Genomic DNA, 13,261 nt, shown 5'->3' on the forward strand with positions numbered 1-13,261 from the left:
CCCGGGGGGCGAGGTCAGGGGCGGTGCCGGAGCGAGCCCGGCCACCAGACCGCGGGACCGATGTCCCTGACGAGGGCGGGAACCAGGAGCGACCGGACCACGAGGGTGTCGAGCAGGACGCCGAAGGCCACGATGAAGGCGATCTGGACCAGGAACGCCAGCGGGATGACGCCCAGCGCGGCGAACGTGGCGGCGAGGACGACGCCGGCCGAGGTGATGACCCCGCCCGTGGCGACCAGGCCACGGCGCACGCCTTCCCTCGTACCGTGCAGCACCGTCTCCTCGCGCACCCGCGACATGAGGAAGATGTTGTAGTCGACGCCGAGGGCGACCAGGAAGACGAATCCGTACAAGGGGACGGCCGGGTCGGTCCCGGTGAACCCGAGGACGTGCTCGAACACGAGGGCGGAGACCCCCAGCGTGGCCAGGAAGTTGAGCCCGACCGTCGCCACCAGCAGGACGGGCAGCAGCAAGGAGCGCAGCAGGCCGACGAGGATCACCAGGATGATCCCCAGGACGACCGGGACGATGAGCGCCCTGTCCCGTTCGGCGGTGACCTGGGTGTCGTACCGCTGGGCGGTGTAGCCGCCGACGAGGGCGTCGCCCCCCGGTACCGCGTGCAGGGTGGCGCGAAGGCGCCCGACGGTGTCCTTGGCGGCATCGGAGTCCGCGGCGTCCGCGAGGGTGACGTCGATCCGGACGCGGCCGTCCGCGACCAGCGGCCGTGCGGTGCCGGGGACGGCGAAGAGGGCGGCGGAGTCGACACCGTCGACGGCCTGGGCCGCGGCGCGCACCTCCTCGGCGGCCCCGTCGTCGGCGATGACGACGGCGGGGTTGCCCGCGCCACCGGGGAAGTGTTCGCCCAGGCGCGCCTGGGCGGCGACGGACGGGGCGTCCTTGACGAAGATCTCGTCGAGGGGGACGCCCCTGGAGTCGAGCGCGGGAGAGAAGGCGGCGCAGACGAGCAGGGCGGTGAGGGCGACGGCCCAGACCTTGCGCGGCACGCCGTCGACGAGGGCCGCGATCTTGCGCCAGACGGGGTGCGCGTCGTCCCCGGCGGTCGCCTGGGGACGGGCCGGCCAGTACGCGGCCCGCCCCAGGAGGACCAGGGCGGCGGGGAGGAACGTCACCGTGCTGAGGACGGCGCAGGCGATGCCGATGGCGCCGACGGGGCCGAGCGCCCGGTTGTTGGTGAGATCGCTGAGCAGCAGGGCGAGCAGACCGAGCGCGACCGTGGCGGCGCTGGCCACGACGGGGCCGAAGGACTGCTTCAGGGCGGCGCGCATGGCCGGGACCCTGTCCCCGTCGCGGGCGCCGAGCTCTTCCCGGTAGCGGGCGGCCAGCAGGAGGGCGTAGTCCGTCGCGGCGCCGATGACGAGGATGGAGAGGATGCCCTGCACCTGGCCGTCGACCCGCACGACGTCCCGGTCGGCCAGGACGTAGACGACGGCGCAGGCGAGACCGAGGGCGAAGACGGCACCGAGGATGATCAGCAGCGGCAGCAGGACGCTCCGGTAGACCAGGAGCAGGATCACCAGGACGGTCACCAGGGCGACGACGAGCAGGAGACCGTCGATGCCCGCGAACGCGTCCTTGAGGTCCGCCTGGGTCGCGGCCGGACCGCCCAGCCACGCCTCGGTCCCCGGCACGGCGGACGCCGCGGCCTCGATCCGGTCCAGCGTCACGGGCAGCTCGTCGCCGAGGTCGGGGCGGAGCTGGACGATGCCCCGCAGGGCCTCGCCGTCCTCGGAGGGGAACGCCGGGGAGGGCGCGCCGACCACTCCTGCCGTGCCTTCGAGTGCCGCCAGGGCCTCCGTGGCGGCCGCCCGCGCCGACGGGGCGAGGCGCCCTCCGCCCTCCGCGGTCCAGACGACCAGGGCCGGCAGGGTCTCCTCCTGACGGAACGTCTCCTGCTGGCGCAGGACCAGGGTGGACTCCGCGGTGCGGGGCAGGAAGGCGGCCTGGTCGTTGGTCGCGACCTCGCCGAGCTTGCCGGCGTACGGGCCGAGCCCTCCCCCGACGGCGAGCCAGACGACGAGCACCAGCAGCGGCAGCAGTCTGCTCGCCCACCTCAGGGGTGCGGACATGAGGACTCCCCGAACTTCTCTCGACGGTTAATTATCTCAATGATCGAGATAAATTGAAGCATGGACCGATCCGGACAACGCCAGGGGGAAGGTGCGGGCACCGCGCCCCGGGTCGACCACCATGTCTTCCGTGCACCGGCCCGCCCCGGATGCGGCTCCGGGGAAGCCGTGCCCGCCGCACCGGTCGGCGTCAGCGGCGGGGGACGCGCAGCTCGCCGAGTTCCTCGTTCAGGGCGTCCAGATACCTCAGGACGACCGCGAGCTCGTCCTCCGTGAACCGGTCCCGCGCACGATCCGCCGCCTGCGCGAGCGGCATGAAGTGGGCCCGTGCCGCCGCCCGGGCCCCCGGGACGTAGTGGATGCGCACCACACGTCGGTCGTCGTCGGCCCTGCTGCGACGGATGTGGCCGGCCTTCTCGAGACGGTCGAGGCAGGCGGTCACCGCACCGGAGGTCAGGCCGAGATGCTCCCTCAGCAGTCCCGGCGTGGCCGTGTCGGGGTTGTCGAGCACGAACGAGAGCGCGTGGACGTCGGTGGGGTGCAGGTTCTCCGTGGAGGCGAAGCCGTGGACCAGACGGTTCATCTCACCGAGGGTCCGGCGCAGGGCGACCGCGAACTTCTGCAGGTCGGCCCTGCTCCCGTCGTCCGTCACGCTCGCCCCCACATGCCCGTCATCCACACGGACAGCCTATGCGGACCCCAGGAGGAACGGCGGCGCCTGCGAGCCCGTCGGACCCGAGGCCTCATGCCCGCTCCGGCGCGTCGCCGGCCGAGCCGGCGGCGGAACGGTCGAGCGACGCCGCCTCGATGCGACCGCCGGGGCCGAGCAGACCGGTCTGCTCGAACGCGGACTCCCTCATGAGGCGCGGTAGTTCCCGACGTGACAGCAGGTCGACGGCGAGGGGGAAGAGGGGGCGTCCGGCCTGGGCGAGCCTGAGCCACGGCGGCGCGTAGACGGAAGGGGAGCGGCGGTCGATCCCGCGGGCGAGCCAGGCCGAGACCCGGTCCACCGAGTACACCCGGCGGGCAGGGGCCGGCATGTGTCCACGCAGCTCCCGGAGGACCGCGTGGCGGTCGACATCGCGGATCATGTCGGTGTCGGTCCAGTGCAGATAGGCCACGCCCACGGCGACGCCCGTGGGGGCCACTTCGGCGCGGAGGGAGCGCGCGAAGGCCTCGACCCCGGCTTTGGAGGCGCAGTAGGCGCTCATCATGGGGGCCGCGCCGAAGGCCGCCGTCGAGGCGACCTGGAGGAAGTAACCGCGCGTGGCGCGCAGCCCGGGGAGGAAGGACCGCGCGGTGACGGCGCTTCCGACGAGGTTGACCTCGATGACGCGGCGCCAGGTCTCCGGGTCGGAGCTCTCGAAGGGGCCGCCTTCGGCCACGCCGGCATTGGCGACGACGACCGACGGGGCCCCGAGGTGCCGGGCCACGTCGTCCGAGGCCCAGCGCATGGCCGCGTCGTCGGTGACGTCGACCTCGACGACGTGGCTCTCCGTACGGAGGGTCGTGGCGACCGCCTCCAGTGTGGTCGCCTCACGGCCGAGCAGGGCCACCTTCATCCCCCGCTCGGCGAGCCGGTGGGCCAGGCCCGCGCCCAGTCCGCGGGCGGCGCCCGTGATGACCGCGGTCCGTCCTCGCGGATCCCGTGGATGGTTCATGGCAGCCTCCGTGAGGGGGGCCGGACGCGGCGCGCGGTGGCGCCCGGCCCCCGCGGTCGTGTCCAAGGCGGAGGCGACGTCTCCTCCCCCGCCTCCTCGTCCGGACCGCGCTCCCGGTCCGCGGCGTTCGCCGCCGTACAGGTGTTTCCCTTCGTGGCGGCATCCGGATGCACGGGGGCGGACACCGGGGCCGGCGATCGGCCGTCGTTCACGGCGTGTCCCGCCGCCTGCCCTCCGTCTCGGCGGTCCGGGCGATGTTCCTGGCCATGCCGCCGAAGACCACGGCGTGGAACGGGGCCACGCTCCACCAGTACGTCTGCCCCGCGAGGCCCCGGGGGTGGAAGAGCGCCCTCTGCCGGTACGACGTCCGGCCCCGCTCGTCCCGGTCGACGGCCATCTCCAGCCACGCGAGACCCGGCAGGCGCATCTCCGCCCGGAGGCGCAGCAGGCGTCCGCGGTCGATCTCCTCGACGCGCCAGAAGTCCAGCGCGTCGCCGACCCGGAGCCGCGCCGCGTCCCGGCGTCCCCGGCGCAGCCCCACTCCCCCGACGAGCCGGTCCGCCCACCCCCGGACGGCCCAGGCGAGCGGGAAGGAGTACCAGCCGTTCTCGCCGCCCACCCCCTCGATGACCCGCCACAGCGACTCCGGGCTCGAGTCGACGGTGCGCGAGCGTTCGTCCGTGTAGAGGCTGCCGCCCGCCCAGTCCGGGTCGGTCGGCAGCGGGTCGCTCGGCGCCCCGGGCGGCGAGGCGGAGGACCAGCGGGTGGTGACCCGGGCGTCGCGCACGCGGCGGAGGGCCAGCCGGAGGGACTCCTCGAAGGGGACGGGTGCCCCGGGGCCGTCGGGGACGTAGCGCGTGATGTCGTCCTCGGTGCGGACCACCTCGTGCCGAAGCGATTCGGTGAGGGGCCGGGCCAGCGAGGCGGGGACGGGCGTGACGAGACCGATCCACTGGCTGGACAGCCGGGGGGTGAGGACCGGTACGGGGACGATCAGGCGCTTGCGGAGCCCGGCGACCTCCGCGTACCGCTCCATCATCTCCCGGTACGTGAGCACGTCGGGGCCGCCGATGTCGAAGGTCCGGTTGACGTCCGGGGGCATGCCGGCGCTCCCCACCAGGTACCGCAGCACGTCGCGGACCGCGATGGGCTGGACCCGGCTGTCGACCCAGCTGGGCGTGACCATGACCGGCAGCCGTTCGGTCAGGTACCGGAGCATCTCGAAGGAGGCCGAGCCGGAGCCGATGACGACGGCGGCCCGCAGGACGGTGGTGGGGACGCCCGAGTCGAGGAGGATGCGCCCCACCTCGGTACGGGAGCGCAGATGGGGTGAGAGCCGGTCCTCCGGCACTTCGCGCGGGGCCAGGCCGCCCAGGTAGACGATGCGCCGGACGCCGGCGGAGCGGGCCTCGGCGGCGAACGTGCGGGCGGCGAGCCGGTCGGTGTCCTCGAAGTCCGACGTCGAGCTCATGGAGTGGACGAGGTAGTAGGCGACGTCGATGCCGGCGAGGGCCTCGCGGAGGCTCGCGGCGTCGGTGACGTCCCCGCGCGCGGTCTCCACGCGGTCGATCCAGGGGAAGTCGCGGAGCTTGTCCGGGTGCCGGGCCAGGCAGCGCACCCGATGGCCGCTGTCGAGCAGCTCCGGCACGAGGCGGCCCCCGATGTAGCCGCTCGCGCCGGTGACCAGGCAGCGGGCGCCCTCGGGCGGGGTGGGAGTGTCCATGCGCTGATCCGTTTCACCGATGGCCGTGGCGTACACGCCCTGCACCACTTCTTCGTCGTCCTGGGGGCAGGCGGATGCGGGGGCCCGTTCTCCGCAGTCGGTCGTCCGGGGTCCTCGGGCGGTCGTGCGGGCCGGTCAGCCCTCGGCCGCGGCGAGCGCGAGGCCGTGTCGCATGCGCTGGAGGCCGCGCCGCGCGTGGCTCTTGACCGTGCCCAGGGGCATGCCGGTGCGGTCGGCGATCTGCGTCTGGGTCAGGTCGGCGAAGTAGGCGAGTTCCAGGACGTCGCGCTGGACGCGGGGCAGCCTGGCCAGTTCTTCGGTGACGACCATCCGGTCGAGGATCCGCTCGGGCTGCTCGGCCGTCCGGGCCTCGTGCTCCAGGGCGGCGCCGAGGGTCGCCGCGAGCTCGGTGCGGCGGGTGCGGGCGGTCAGCGCGTCGGCGATCTTCCGGCGGGTGATGCCGGTGAGCCAGGCCGGCAGGGTGCCGCGCTCGGGGCGGAAGCCGGCCCGCCCGCGCCACGCGGCGACGAACACCTGCTGGGTGACGTCCTCCGCCTCGCGGGGGTCCCCCAGCGCCCGTGCCGCCAGGGTGTGGACCAGGCGGCCCCAGCGCCGGTACGCCGCGGCCAGGCAGTGCTCGTCGCCGTGGACCAGGCCGCGGGCGATCCGGTCGTCGCCGTCTTCGAGCGGCGCGTGAGCGGAGTACGGCTCCGGGGGGCCGACGAGGTCGCTGGTGATCCGGTGTGCGGTCATGGCGCTTCCTCCTGCGGGCGGTGGCACGGGCGTCCACCGGGCCGTGCCGCGGCGAGAGCGGCGTCGGGGTCTCGTCGGCCCCGTACGCCTCACGTTCCGGCCGGCACGCCACTCCGCACAACTCGCATCGTTTCCGCGTCGAAATCGACGCCGCACGTCCGGTGCGGGACGGGGATCCGGATCAGGCCGTGCCCCGGGCCTGCCGGAAGCGCGCCAGGCCCTCGGAGAGCTCGACCACCGGGTCCGGGTAGTCGAAGGACGACCGGTCGGGCCCGGTGAGCCGCCAGGGTTCGTGGACGGCCGGTCCGTCGAGGGCGGCGAGCTCCGGAACCCAGCGGCGGACGTAGCTGCCGTCGGGGTCGTACCGTCTGGCCTGCCGCACCGGGTTGAGGACGCGCTGCGGCCTGGTGTCCGTGCCCGTGCCCGCCACCCACTGCCAGTTGAGCTGGTTGTTCGCGACGTCACCGTCCACCAGCAGGGAGAGGAAGTGGCGCGCGCCCTCCCTCCAGTCGATGTAGAGCGTCTTGACCAGGAAGGAGGCGGTGATCAACCGGCCGCGGTTGTGCATCCACCCCTCGTGGGCGAGTTGCCGCATGGCGGCGTCGACGACGGGATAGCCGGTCCGGCCCTCCCGCCAGGCGGCGAGGTCCTCTTCGGCGTCGGCGCCCCGCCTCCAGCGGTCCTGACGCGGACGGTAGTCCGCTTCCGCCGCCTCGGGCCGCGCGGCCAGGACCTGGTGGTGGAAGTCGCGCCAGCACAGCTGCCGCACGAAGGCGTCGGCCCCGGCGCCGCCCCGCTTCCTCGCCCTGTGCACCGCCTCGGTCGCGGAGACGGCGCCGAAGTGGAGATGGGGCGAGAGGCGGGACGTGGCGTCACCCGCCAGGTCGTCCTGGCCCTCCTCGTACGCGTCGGCCTGATCCGCCAGCCACGAACCGAGCAGCTTGCGCCCCTCCCTCTCCCCTCCCACCGCGAGGGCCGGCGACAGACCGGTGACCGCGGAACGCCGCGGGACGCGCTCGGACCGCACCCCCGAGGGGACGCGCAGCGCTCCGGGGGCGGGCAGCGGTGTCCGGAGCGGTTCGGCGGCCCAGCGCTTGTGATAGGGCGTGAACACGGCGAAGTGATCCCTTCCCTCGGGAAGGACGTCGCCGGGCGGAACGACGGTGACCACCCCGTCGTGGACGTACAGCCGACAGCCGTCGTCCTCCAGGGCCCGGCGCAGTCGTGCCTCCCGTGCCCTGGCGAACGCCGTCACACCGGCGGCCATGTGCACCTCGTCGGCGTCCGTCTGCCGCACCAGGGCCCGTACCGCGGACACCGTGTCGCCCTCCCGCACCACGAGGCGGCCGCCGCGGTCCCTCAGTCCCCGGTCCAGATCCGTGAGGCAGTCGGCGAGGAAGCCCAGCCGGTTGGGGACCGCGAACCCCGCGCGGTCCACGGCCGGATCGCGGACGAACAGCGGCACCACCTCCTGTGCCCCTTGGACCGCGGCCCTGAGGGGCGGATGGTCGTGGACCCTGAGGTCAGAGGTGTACAGAACGACGGAGACGGTCATCGCGCCCTCCCTGTTCGGCCGCCGGCCGCGGGCGCGCCGCGCCGGCGTGCTGGTTTCGCACTCCTGCTATCCGCGGTTCCCCCGGTGCTCGGGCGGCGGATGCACACGGGCGCGCCCTCCTGGCCGGGCCGGAGAGGCCGGAGGGCCCTGCTCTTCGGGCGGAGAGCGGACGGGCCCGCTCTCGCGTGCGAGAGCGGGCCCGTCGCCGCGTCCCGTGCGCGGGCACGGGACGCGTGGGTCTTGCTCGGTGGTGCCTGTCGCCGGGCGTGGCCGCAGGTCAGTGGGCGCCGAGGTACTCGAACTCCGCGCCCTCTTCCCAGCCCTTCTCCGAGCACGAGGCGGTGAAGATCGTTCCGTACACGGACGGGACGCCGGCCACCGCACAGTGCGAGGCGGAGCCGGAGCCGCCCTCGGAGAACCTTCCGATTCCGACGCCGTCGTGGGCGAGCGCGGCACCGGCACCGCCGAACAGGATTCCCACGGCCAGGACAGACGCGGCCAGAGAACGCATAGCTACTCCTCATGAGTTCCGAGTGACGTGGCACAGTGCCCGTCGGGCGGTCAAACGCCCCGGGGGATCGACGGGACACCGCCTCTCACTCCAATGCCGGACGGCTGATCGTGGGGCCGCGGACGTGCAGAAACGATGCTTTCCAGTGGCCCGTTGAGATCTCCCCCACCCCCCGCGGGCCGGTGTCCGTCACCCGTGTGCCGTGGCTCCGTCGCCCCGAAGGGGGCGTGCCGGTGTCCGGGCGGGATCAGTTCGCGTTCACGAGGTCGTGCGCGGGGACGGTCACGGTCCGCCGTCCGGGCGTGCCGCCGAGGACGACCTTCCGCAGGGCGCTGTTGTTGCCGAGGTCGGTCTCCTTCAGCCGCTTGGCCGGGTTGGCCAGTACCTGGATGTAGTAGGTGCCGTTGGGCACGTCCGTGATGTCGAACGACTGTCCCGGCAGGTCCTGGGTGTAGGTGTCGCCGGAGCCGACGTCCAGCACCTCGCGGACGGAGATGGAGTTCTCCTGACCGCAGGCGGTGGCCAGGTCGGTGTTGAAGGGGTGCCAGTTGGCGTTCTTCACCGTGTAGTCGACGGCGTCGGTGTTGGCGAGGCAGAAGGCCTCCTTGCCGCTGCGCACCGCCTCCTTCTTGTCGGCCTTCAGCAGCCGGTAGCTGGCGAAGTCCGTGAAGTGCCAGTGCACGTGGCCGGGGCGGGGGTCCCACTCCATGGTGCCGGTCGGGGTGTAGCCGACCTGCTTGCCGCGGGCGTCGTAGAAGTACTGGTACGCGTCCATCTTGGCCTTGCCGGGCGAGCGGAAGCCGTCCACCACGAGCTGGGCCGGGCCCGCGTTCCACACGTTGGCGCTGAAGGCCAGGTAGTCCTTGCCGGGGATGTCCCGGTCGCCGTCGCTGATGGTGATGCCGTAGGCCGGCAGCGACCGCAGGTCGGGCTTGGGCACGTTCGGGACGGAGGGGTTCCCGGTGGGCCTCTTGGCCTGCGGGGCGAGGGCGGGCGCCTGGCGCGAGCCGTCGGTCCGACCCGCCGTGTCGCCGGCCGGCAGGTCGGCGCGCGCCGCCTGCTGCTTCTTGAGCGCCCACGGCAGGGCCGGCGGCGCGGCCTTCAGCGGCCCGTGGCCCACGTTGTACGAGGGGCCCGCGCCGCTGGTCTCCGGAGCGCCTGCCTGGGCGGGGGTCGGAGCGTGCCCGGGGCCGTGCCCGGCGTGACCGGCCTGGGCGTGGTGGGCGGCGTGCCCGGCGTGCTCCCCGGCGGCGGCCGCCCGGGCGGCCGCGGCGCCGCCGTTCTGCTCCCAACTGCGCTCCTCGACGGTGACCTTCACCCTGGCGGGCCGGTCGGCGATCTTGAAGAGGTCCCGGTACTTCTTGGCGACCCGGACCTCGGCCGTGTACGTGCCGGCGGCGAGCTTCACCGGCTGGGTGTAGGAACCGCCGTAGGTGTTGGCGGCCCACCCCTTCTCCACGCCCCACACGGAACCGAGGGTGAAGGGGTTGGTGGGGCAGCTCTCCGGATACTTCGAGGTGGAGGGCGCGTCGGGGCGGATCCGTCCGCTGGCGTTGTTCGGGCAGAAGCTCTCCGCCCGGCTGACGACCTTCTTGCCGTCCTTGTCGGTGACGGTGATCTCCGCGAAGCCGGGCAGCCCGGAGAAGTCCTTCACGGTGCCCTGGGGCAGGGTCTTCGTCTTGGCCCTGCCGCCCTCGTACAGGGTCTGGGTGAGGGTCACCGGGTCCTTGTAGGACTTCCGGGTCGCCTTGAGCTCGAAGGGGGTTCCCTCCGCCGTCAGATACGTGCCCAGGTCCAGGTAGACGCCCGGGTCCTCCTTCCAGGAGGTGAGCGTGATCGAGCCGGTCGCCGCGACGAGACTCAGTCGGGGGCCCGTCACTGCGTTCGCCTGCTCCGGCGTGGCGGCCATGAAGCCGGCCGTCACGGCCATGGCGGCGACAGCCGTGGTACCGGCCAGCAGCGGACGCCGCAGCCGGGTGGTGCGCGTGGTGGTCATCGTTCCCTCGTCCTCCGGGTGCTGTGGAAGGGGGCGGACAGCGGGCCACCCGCCCGCCGGGACGGGACGGACGCCCGACCGGTGCGGCAGGAGGCACTCGCCGCGCCCGTGCGGTGAGAGGGGAAGGGGTGATGACCGGTTGTCCGGAGGGCCGAAATCCTCCCGATGTTGGCCGAATGACGCCGCCGTGAGGGAAAGAGAACCGCACTGTCGGACAGGTTTTCGGGAAAGGTCGCGCCCTTCGGCCACGAGGCGGGCCGCCGGCGCGTGCGCGCCGGGTCCACGAGGCCCGGACGTGCCCCGTCAGGGCTGGTCGAGCTCCTCGCACGGGACGCATCGAGGTGCGCCCCTCCGCTCCGCCCGCAGTTCGCCACCCCACCCTCCTCCGCCCCGCCCGCACTTGACCGCCCCGTCCTCCGGCCGTCGCTGTTAAGCTGTGGTGGACGTAGACCGTGTATCGAGGAGTCGCAGACGTGGCGGGTGAAGACGACATCTCCGGGTGAGATCCGGATCTGACGGCCACCGGCCGGTGCCCAGGAGCACCGCGGAGGTGGTCCGTTTCGTCGTACCCCTTTCCCCGTCTGCCCAGGGCAGAGGACCACACCCTGCCCTCAGTACTTCCGAGGTCTCTTCATGTCCGACGCCGCCATCGTGTGCTCGAACCTCTCCTTCACCTGGCCCGACGACACCCCCGTCTTCGACGACCTGTCCTTCAGCGTGCCCTCCGGCCGTACGGGCCTGGTCGCCCCCAACGGCTCCGGCAAGTCCACCCTGCTCAAGCTGATCGCGGGCGAACTCAAGCCGGCCACCGGCACGGTGTCCGTCGACGGCATCCTCGGCCACCTCCCCCAGAGCCTGCCCCTCACCGGGAACCTCACGGTCGCCGAGGTGCTCGGCATCGCCGGGGTGATCCGCGCCCTGGACGCCGTCGAGTCCGGCGACGTGGCCGAGGAGCACTTCGCCACCATCGGCGACGACTGGGACATCGAGGAGCGCACCCGCGCCCAGCTCGACCGCCTGGGCCTGCCCGACCTCGCCCTGGACCGCAGCCTGAGCACGCTCAGCGGCGGCCAGGTGGTCTCCCTCGGCCTCGCCGCCCAGCTGCTCAGGCGCCCCGACGTCCTGCTGCTCGACGAGCCCACCAACAACCTCGACCTGGAGGCCCGCCACAAGCTCTACGACGTGCTGTCGGACTTCAACGGCTGCCTGCTCCTGGTCAGCCACGACCGTGCGCTGCTCGACCGCATGGAACGCATCGCCGAACTCGGCAGTGGCGAACTACGCCTGTACGGGGGCGACTTCACCGCGTACGAGGAGGCCGTCCGCGTCGAGCAGGAGGCCGCCGAGAAGAACGTGCGCAACGCCGAGCAGGAGCTCAAGCGGGAGAAGCGGGAGATGCAGCAGGCCCGCGAGCGCGCCGACCGACGGGCGAGCAACGCCGCCAAGAACCTCAAGAGCGCCGGTCTGCCCCGCATCTTCGCCGGCAACATGAAGCGGGGCGCGCAGGAGGCCGCGGGCCGGGCCGGGCAGATGCACGCCTCCCGGGTCAGCGAGGCCAAGGCGCGCCTGGACGAGGCCGGGCGCGCGCTGCGCGAGGAGCAGCGCCTCACCCTGGAACTGCCCGACACCCGCGTGCCCGCCGGCCGCAACCTGTTCCTCGGCGAAGGGATGCAGGTGCGCCTCGGCGACGGGGACGCGTTCGCGCCGGGTGGCGTGGACCTGGCCGTCCGGGGCCCGGAGCGCATCGCGCTGACCGGTCCCAACGGGGCGGGGAAGACCACCCTGATGCGTCTGATCACCGGCGACCTCGCCCCGGACAGCGGGGAGATCAAGCGCAACGGCGGCCGGATCGCCTATCTGTCGCAGCGTCTGGACCTGCTGGACCCGGACCTCACGGTGGCGGAGAACTTCGCCCGGTCCGCCCCCGCACGGCCGGAGGCGGAGCGGATGAACCTGCTCGCCCGCTTCCTCTTCCGCGGCCCCCGGGCCCATCTGCCGGTCGGGGTGCTCTCGGGCGGCGAGCGACTGCGCGCCACCCTGGCCTGCGTGCTGTGCGCCGAACCTGCCCCCCAGCTGCTGCTGCTCGACGAGCCCACCAACAACCTCGACCTGGTCAGCGTGGGCCAGTTGGAAAGCGCGCTCGACTCCTACCAGGGCGCGTTCCTGGTGGTCAGTCACGACGAGAGGTTCCTCACCGAGATCGGGGTCGACCGGTGGCTGCGGCTGGCCGACGGCGTGCTCAGGGAGACCGGGGCCCCCGAGGTGTGACCGGAGGGCAGCGCGGCCCCTCGCCCCCGGCCGCGCTGCCGCGGCACGCCCGTGACCTGCTGGACGCCCGCCCTCTCCGTCCGCGGCGGTCCGCGGACGGGAAACCAGAGGCACGCACCGCGCGGGAAACGTATGTGCGTCGTGAGGACGTATCCCGTGCGACCGACTACAGCCCCAGGTCCAGGGCGAGGCACGAGGAGAAGGCCCACGCGCCCTCGGGGTGGTACTCCGCGGTCGCCCCCGCGTTCGGCTCGGCCTGCTTCTCCTCGATCATGCTCTCGAGGGGGACGCGCTCGGGGAGCTTGCCGAACCGCTCGTGTCGCGCCGCCGCGGCCGGGTCCACCGCGAGTTCCTTGTTCATGACCGGTCTCCACTTCGTCGTTCATGGATCACGTGCTGCCCACTGCCCGGACAGCAACCAATATGCCCCTCCTCGCGTAACCGGTCAAGAGGGTTACGCGAGAAGCGTCCGCGAGGGCCGGTCCCCCACGGGACACCGAAGGGCATGAGGGGCGGGAGTCAGCGCCCGGGGGCGCGGACGGCGACCTCCTGGAGGAACCATTCGTTGCCGTCGGGGTCGGAGAAGGCGGCGTCGGCGCTGAATCCGAGCGTGTCGACGTAGAACCCCTTGGCCTTGTCGACGTCCGAGACGGGGATGACGACGACTTCGAGCTTCAGATCCATGGCAGTCGCTCTCTCTTTCGCGG

General features: G+C 73.1%; 11 protein-coding genes. 1 reads left to right on the plus strand and 10 read right to left on the minus strand.

Annotation, left to right across the window (positions count from 1 at the left end; all coding sequences use genetic code 11):
- Positions 1-14: 14 nt before the first annotated feature.
- The 8 genes from ACFYUZ_RS26650 to ACFYUZ_RS26685 form a co-directional block, all read right to left on the minus strand.
- Positions 15-2,087, minus strand: a complete 2,073-nt coding sequence (locus ACFYUZ_RS26650; protein ID WP_389313291.1) for an MMPL family transporter — start codon at positions 2,085-2,087, stop codon at positions 15-17.
- Between the two features lie 190 nt (positions 2,088-2,277).
- A complete protein-coding gene (locus tag ACFYUZ_RS26655; protein WP_389313293.1) occupies positions 2,278-2,766 on the minus strand; it encodes a MarR family winged helix-turn-helix transcriptional regulator in 489 nt (162 codons plus the stop codon).
- 64 nt (positions 2,767-2,830) lie between these two features.
- A complete protein-coding gene (locus tag ACFYUZ_RS26660) occupies positions 2,831-3,748 on the minus strand; it encodes an SDR family oxidoreductase (protein ID WP_389313295.1) in 918 nt (305 codons plus the stop codon).
- A 208-nt stretch (positions 3,749-3,956) separates the two neighbouring features.
- Complete coding sequence (locus ACFYUZ_RS26665) at positions 3,957-5,471, minus strand: SDR family oxidoreductase (RefSeq protein ID WP_389313297.1); 1,515 nt, start codon at positions 5,469-5,471, stop codon at positions 3,957-3,959.
- Positions 5,472-5,606: 135 nt separating this feature from the next.
- Positions 5,607-6,224: a sigma-70 family RNA polymerase sigma factor gene (locus ACFYUZ_RS26670; RefSeq protein ID WP_389313298.1), complete on the minus strand. Its 618-nt coding sequence runs from the start codon at positions 6,222-6,224 to the stop codon at positions 5,607-5,609.
- 181 nt (positions 6,225-6,405) lie between these two features.
- The gene (locus ACFYUZ_RS26675) at positions 6,406-7,779 is read right to left on the minus strand and encodes a cryptochrome/photolyase family protein (RefSeq protein WP_389313300.1); all 1,374 of its coding nucleotides are present in this window, start codon (positions 7,777-7,779) and stop codon (positions 6,406-6,408) included.
- A 277-nt stretch (positions 7,780-8,056) separates the two neighbouring features.
- The gene (locus ACFYUZ_RS26680; protein WP_389313301.1) at positions 8,057-8,290 is read right to left on the minus strand and encodes a hypothetical protein; all 234 of its coding nucleotides are present in this window, start codon (positions 8,288-8,290) and stop codon (positions 8,057-8,059) included.
- 247 nt (positions 8,291-8,537) lie between these two features.
- On the minus strand, positions 8,538-10,286 hold the full coding sequence (locus ACFYUZ_RS26685) for a lysyl oxidase family protein (RefSeq protein ID WP_389313303.1): 1,749 nt from the start codon (positions 10,284-10,286) through the stop codon (positions 8,538-8,540).
- 633 nt (positions 10,287-10,919) lie between these two features.
- Between ACFYUZ_RS26685 and abc-f the strand changes: the two genes are divergently transcribed.
- Positions 10,920-12,554, plus strand: a complete 1,635-nt coding sequence (gene abc-f, locus ACFYUZ_RS26690) for a ribosomal protection-like ABC-F family protein (protein WP_389313305.1) — start codon at positions 10,920-10,922, stop codon at positions 12,552-12,554.
- A gap of 166 nt (positions 12,555-12,720) precedes the next feature.
- On the opposite strand, the gene ACFYUZ_RS26695 is transcribed toward abc-f, so the two are convergent.
- Together ACFYUZ_RS26695 and ACFYUZ_RS26700 are read right to left on the minus strand one after the other, a co-directional pair.
- On the minus strand, positions 12,721-12,915 hold the full coding sequence (locus ACFYUZ_RS26695; RefSeq protein ID WP_389313306.1) for a hypothetical protein: 195 nt from the start codon (positions 12,913-12,915) through the stop codon (positions 12,721-12,723).
- Between the two features lie 158 nt (positions 12,916-13,073).
- On the minus strand, positions 13,074-13,238 hold the full coding sequence (locus ACFYUZ_RS26700; protein WP_389313307.1) for a VOC family protein: 165 nt from the start codon (positions 13,236-13,238) through the stop codon (positions 13,074-13,076).
- Positions 13,239-13,261: the final 23 nt, after the last annotated feature.

The organism is Streptomyces sp. NPDC004266, from assembly GCF_042874095.1.
Lineage (GTDB): Bacteria > Actinomycetota > Actinomycetes > Streptomycetales > Streptomycetaceae > Streptomyces.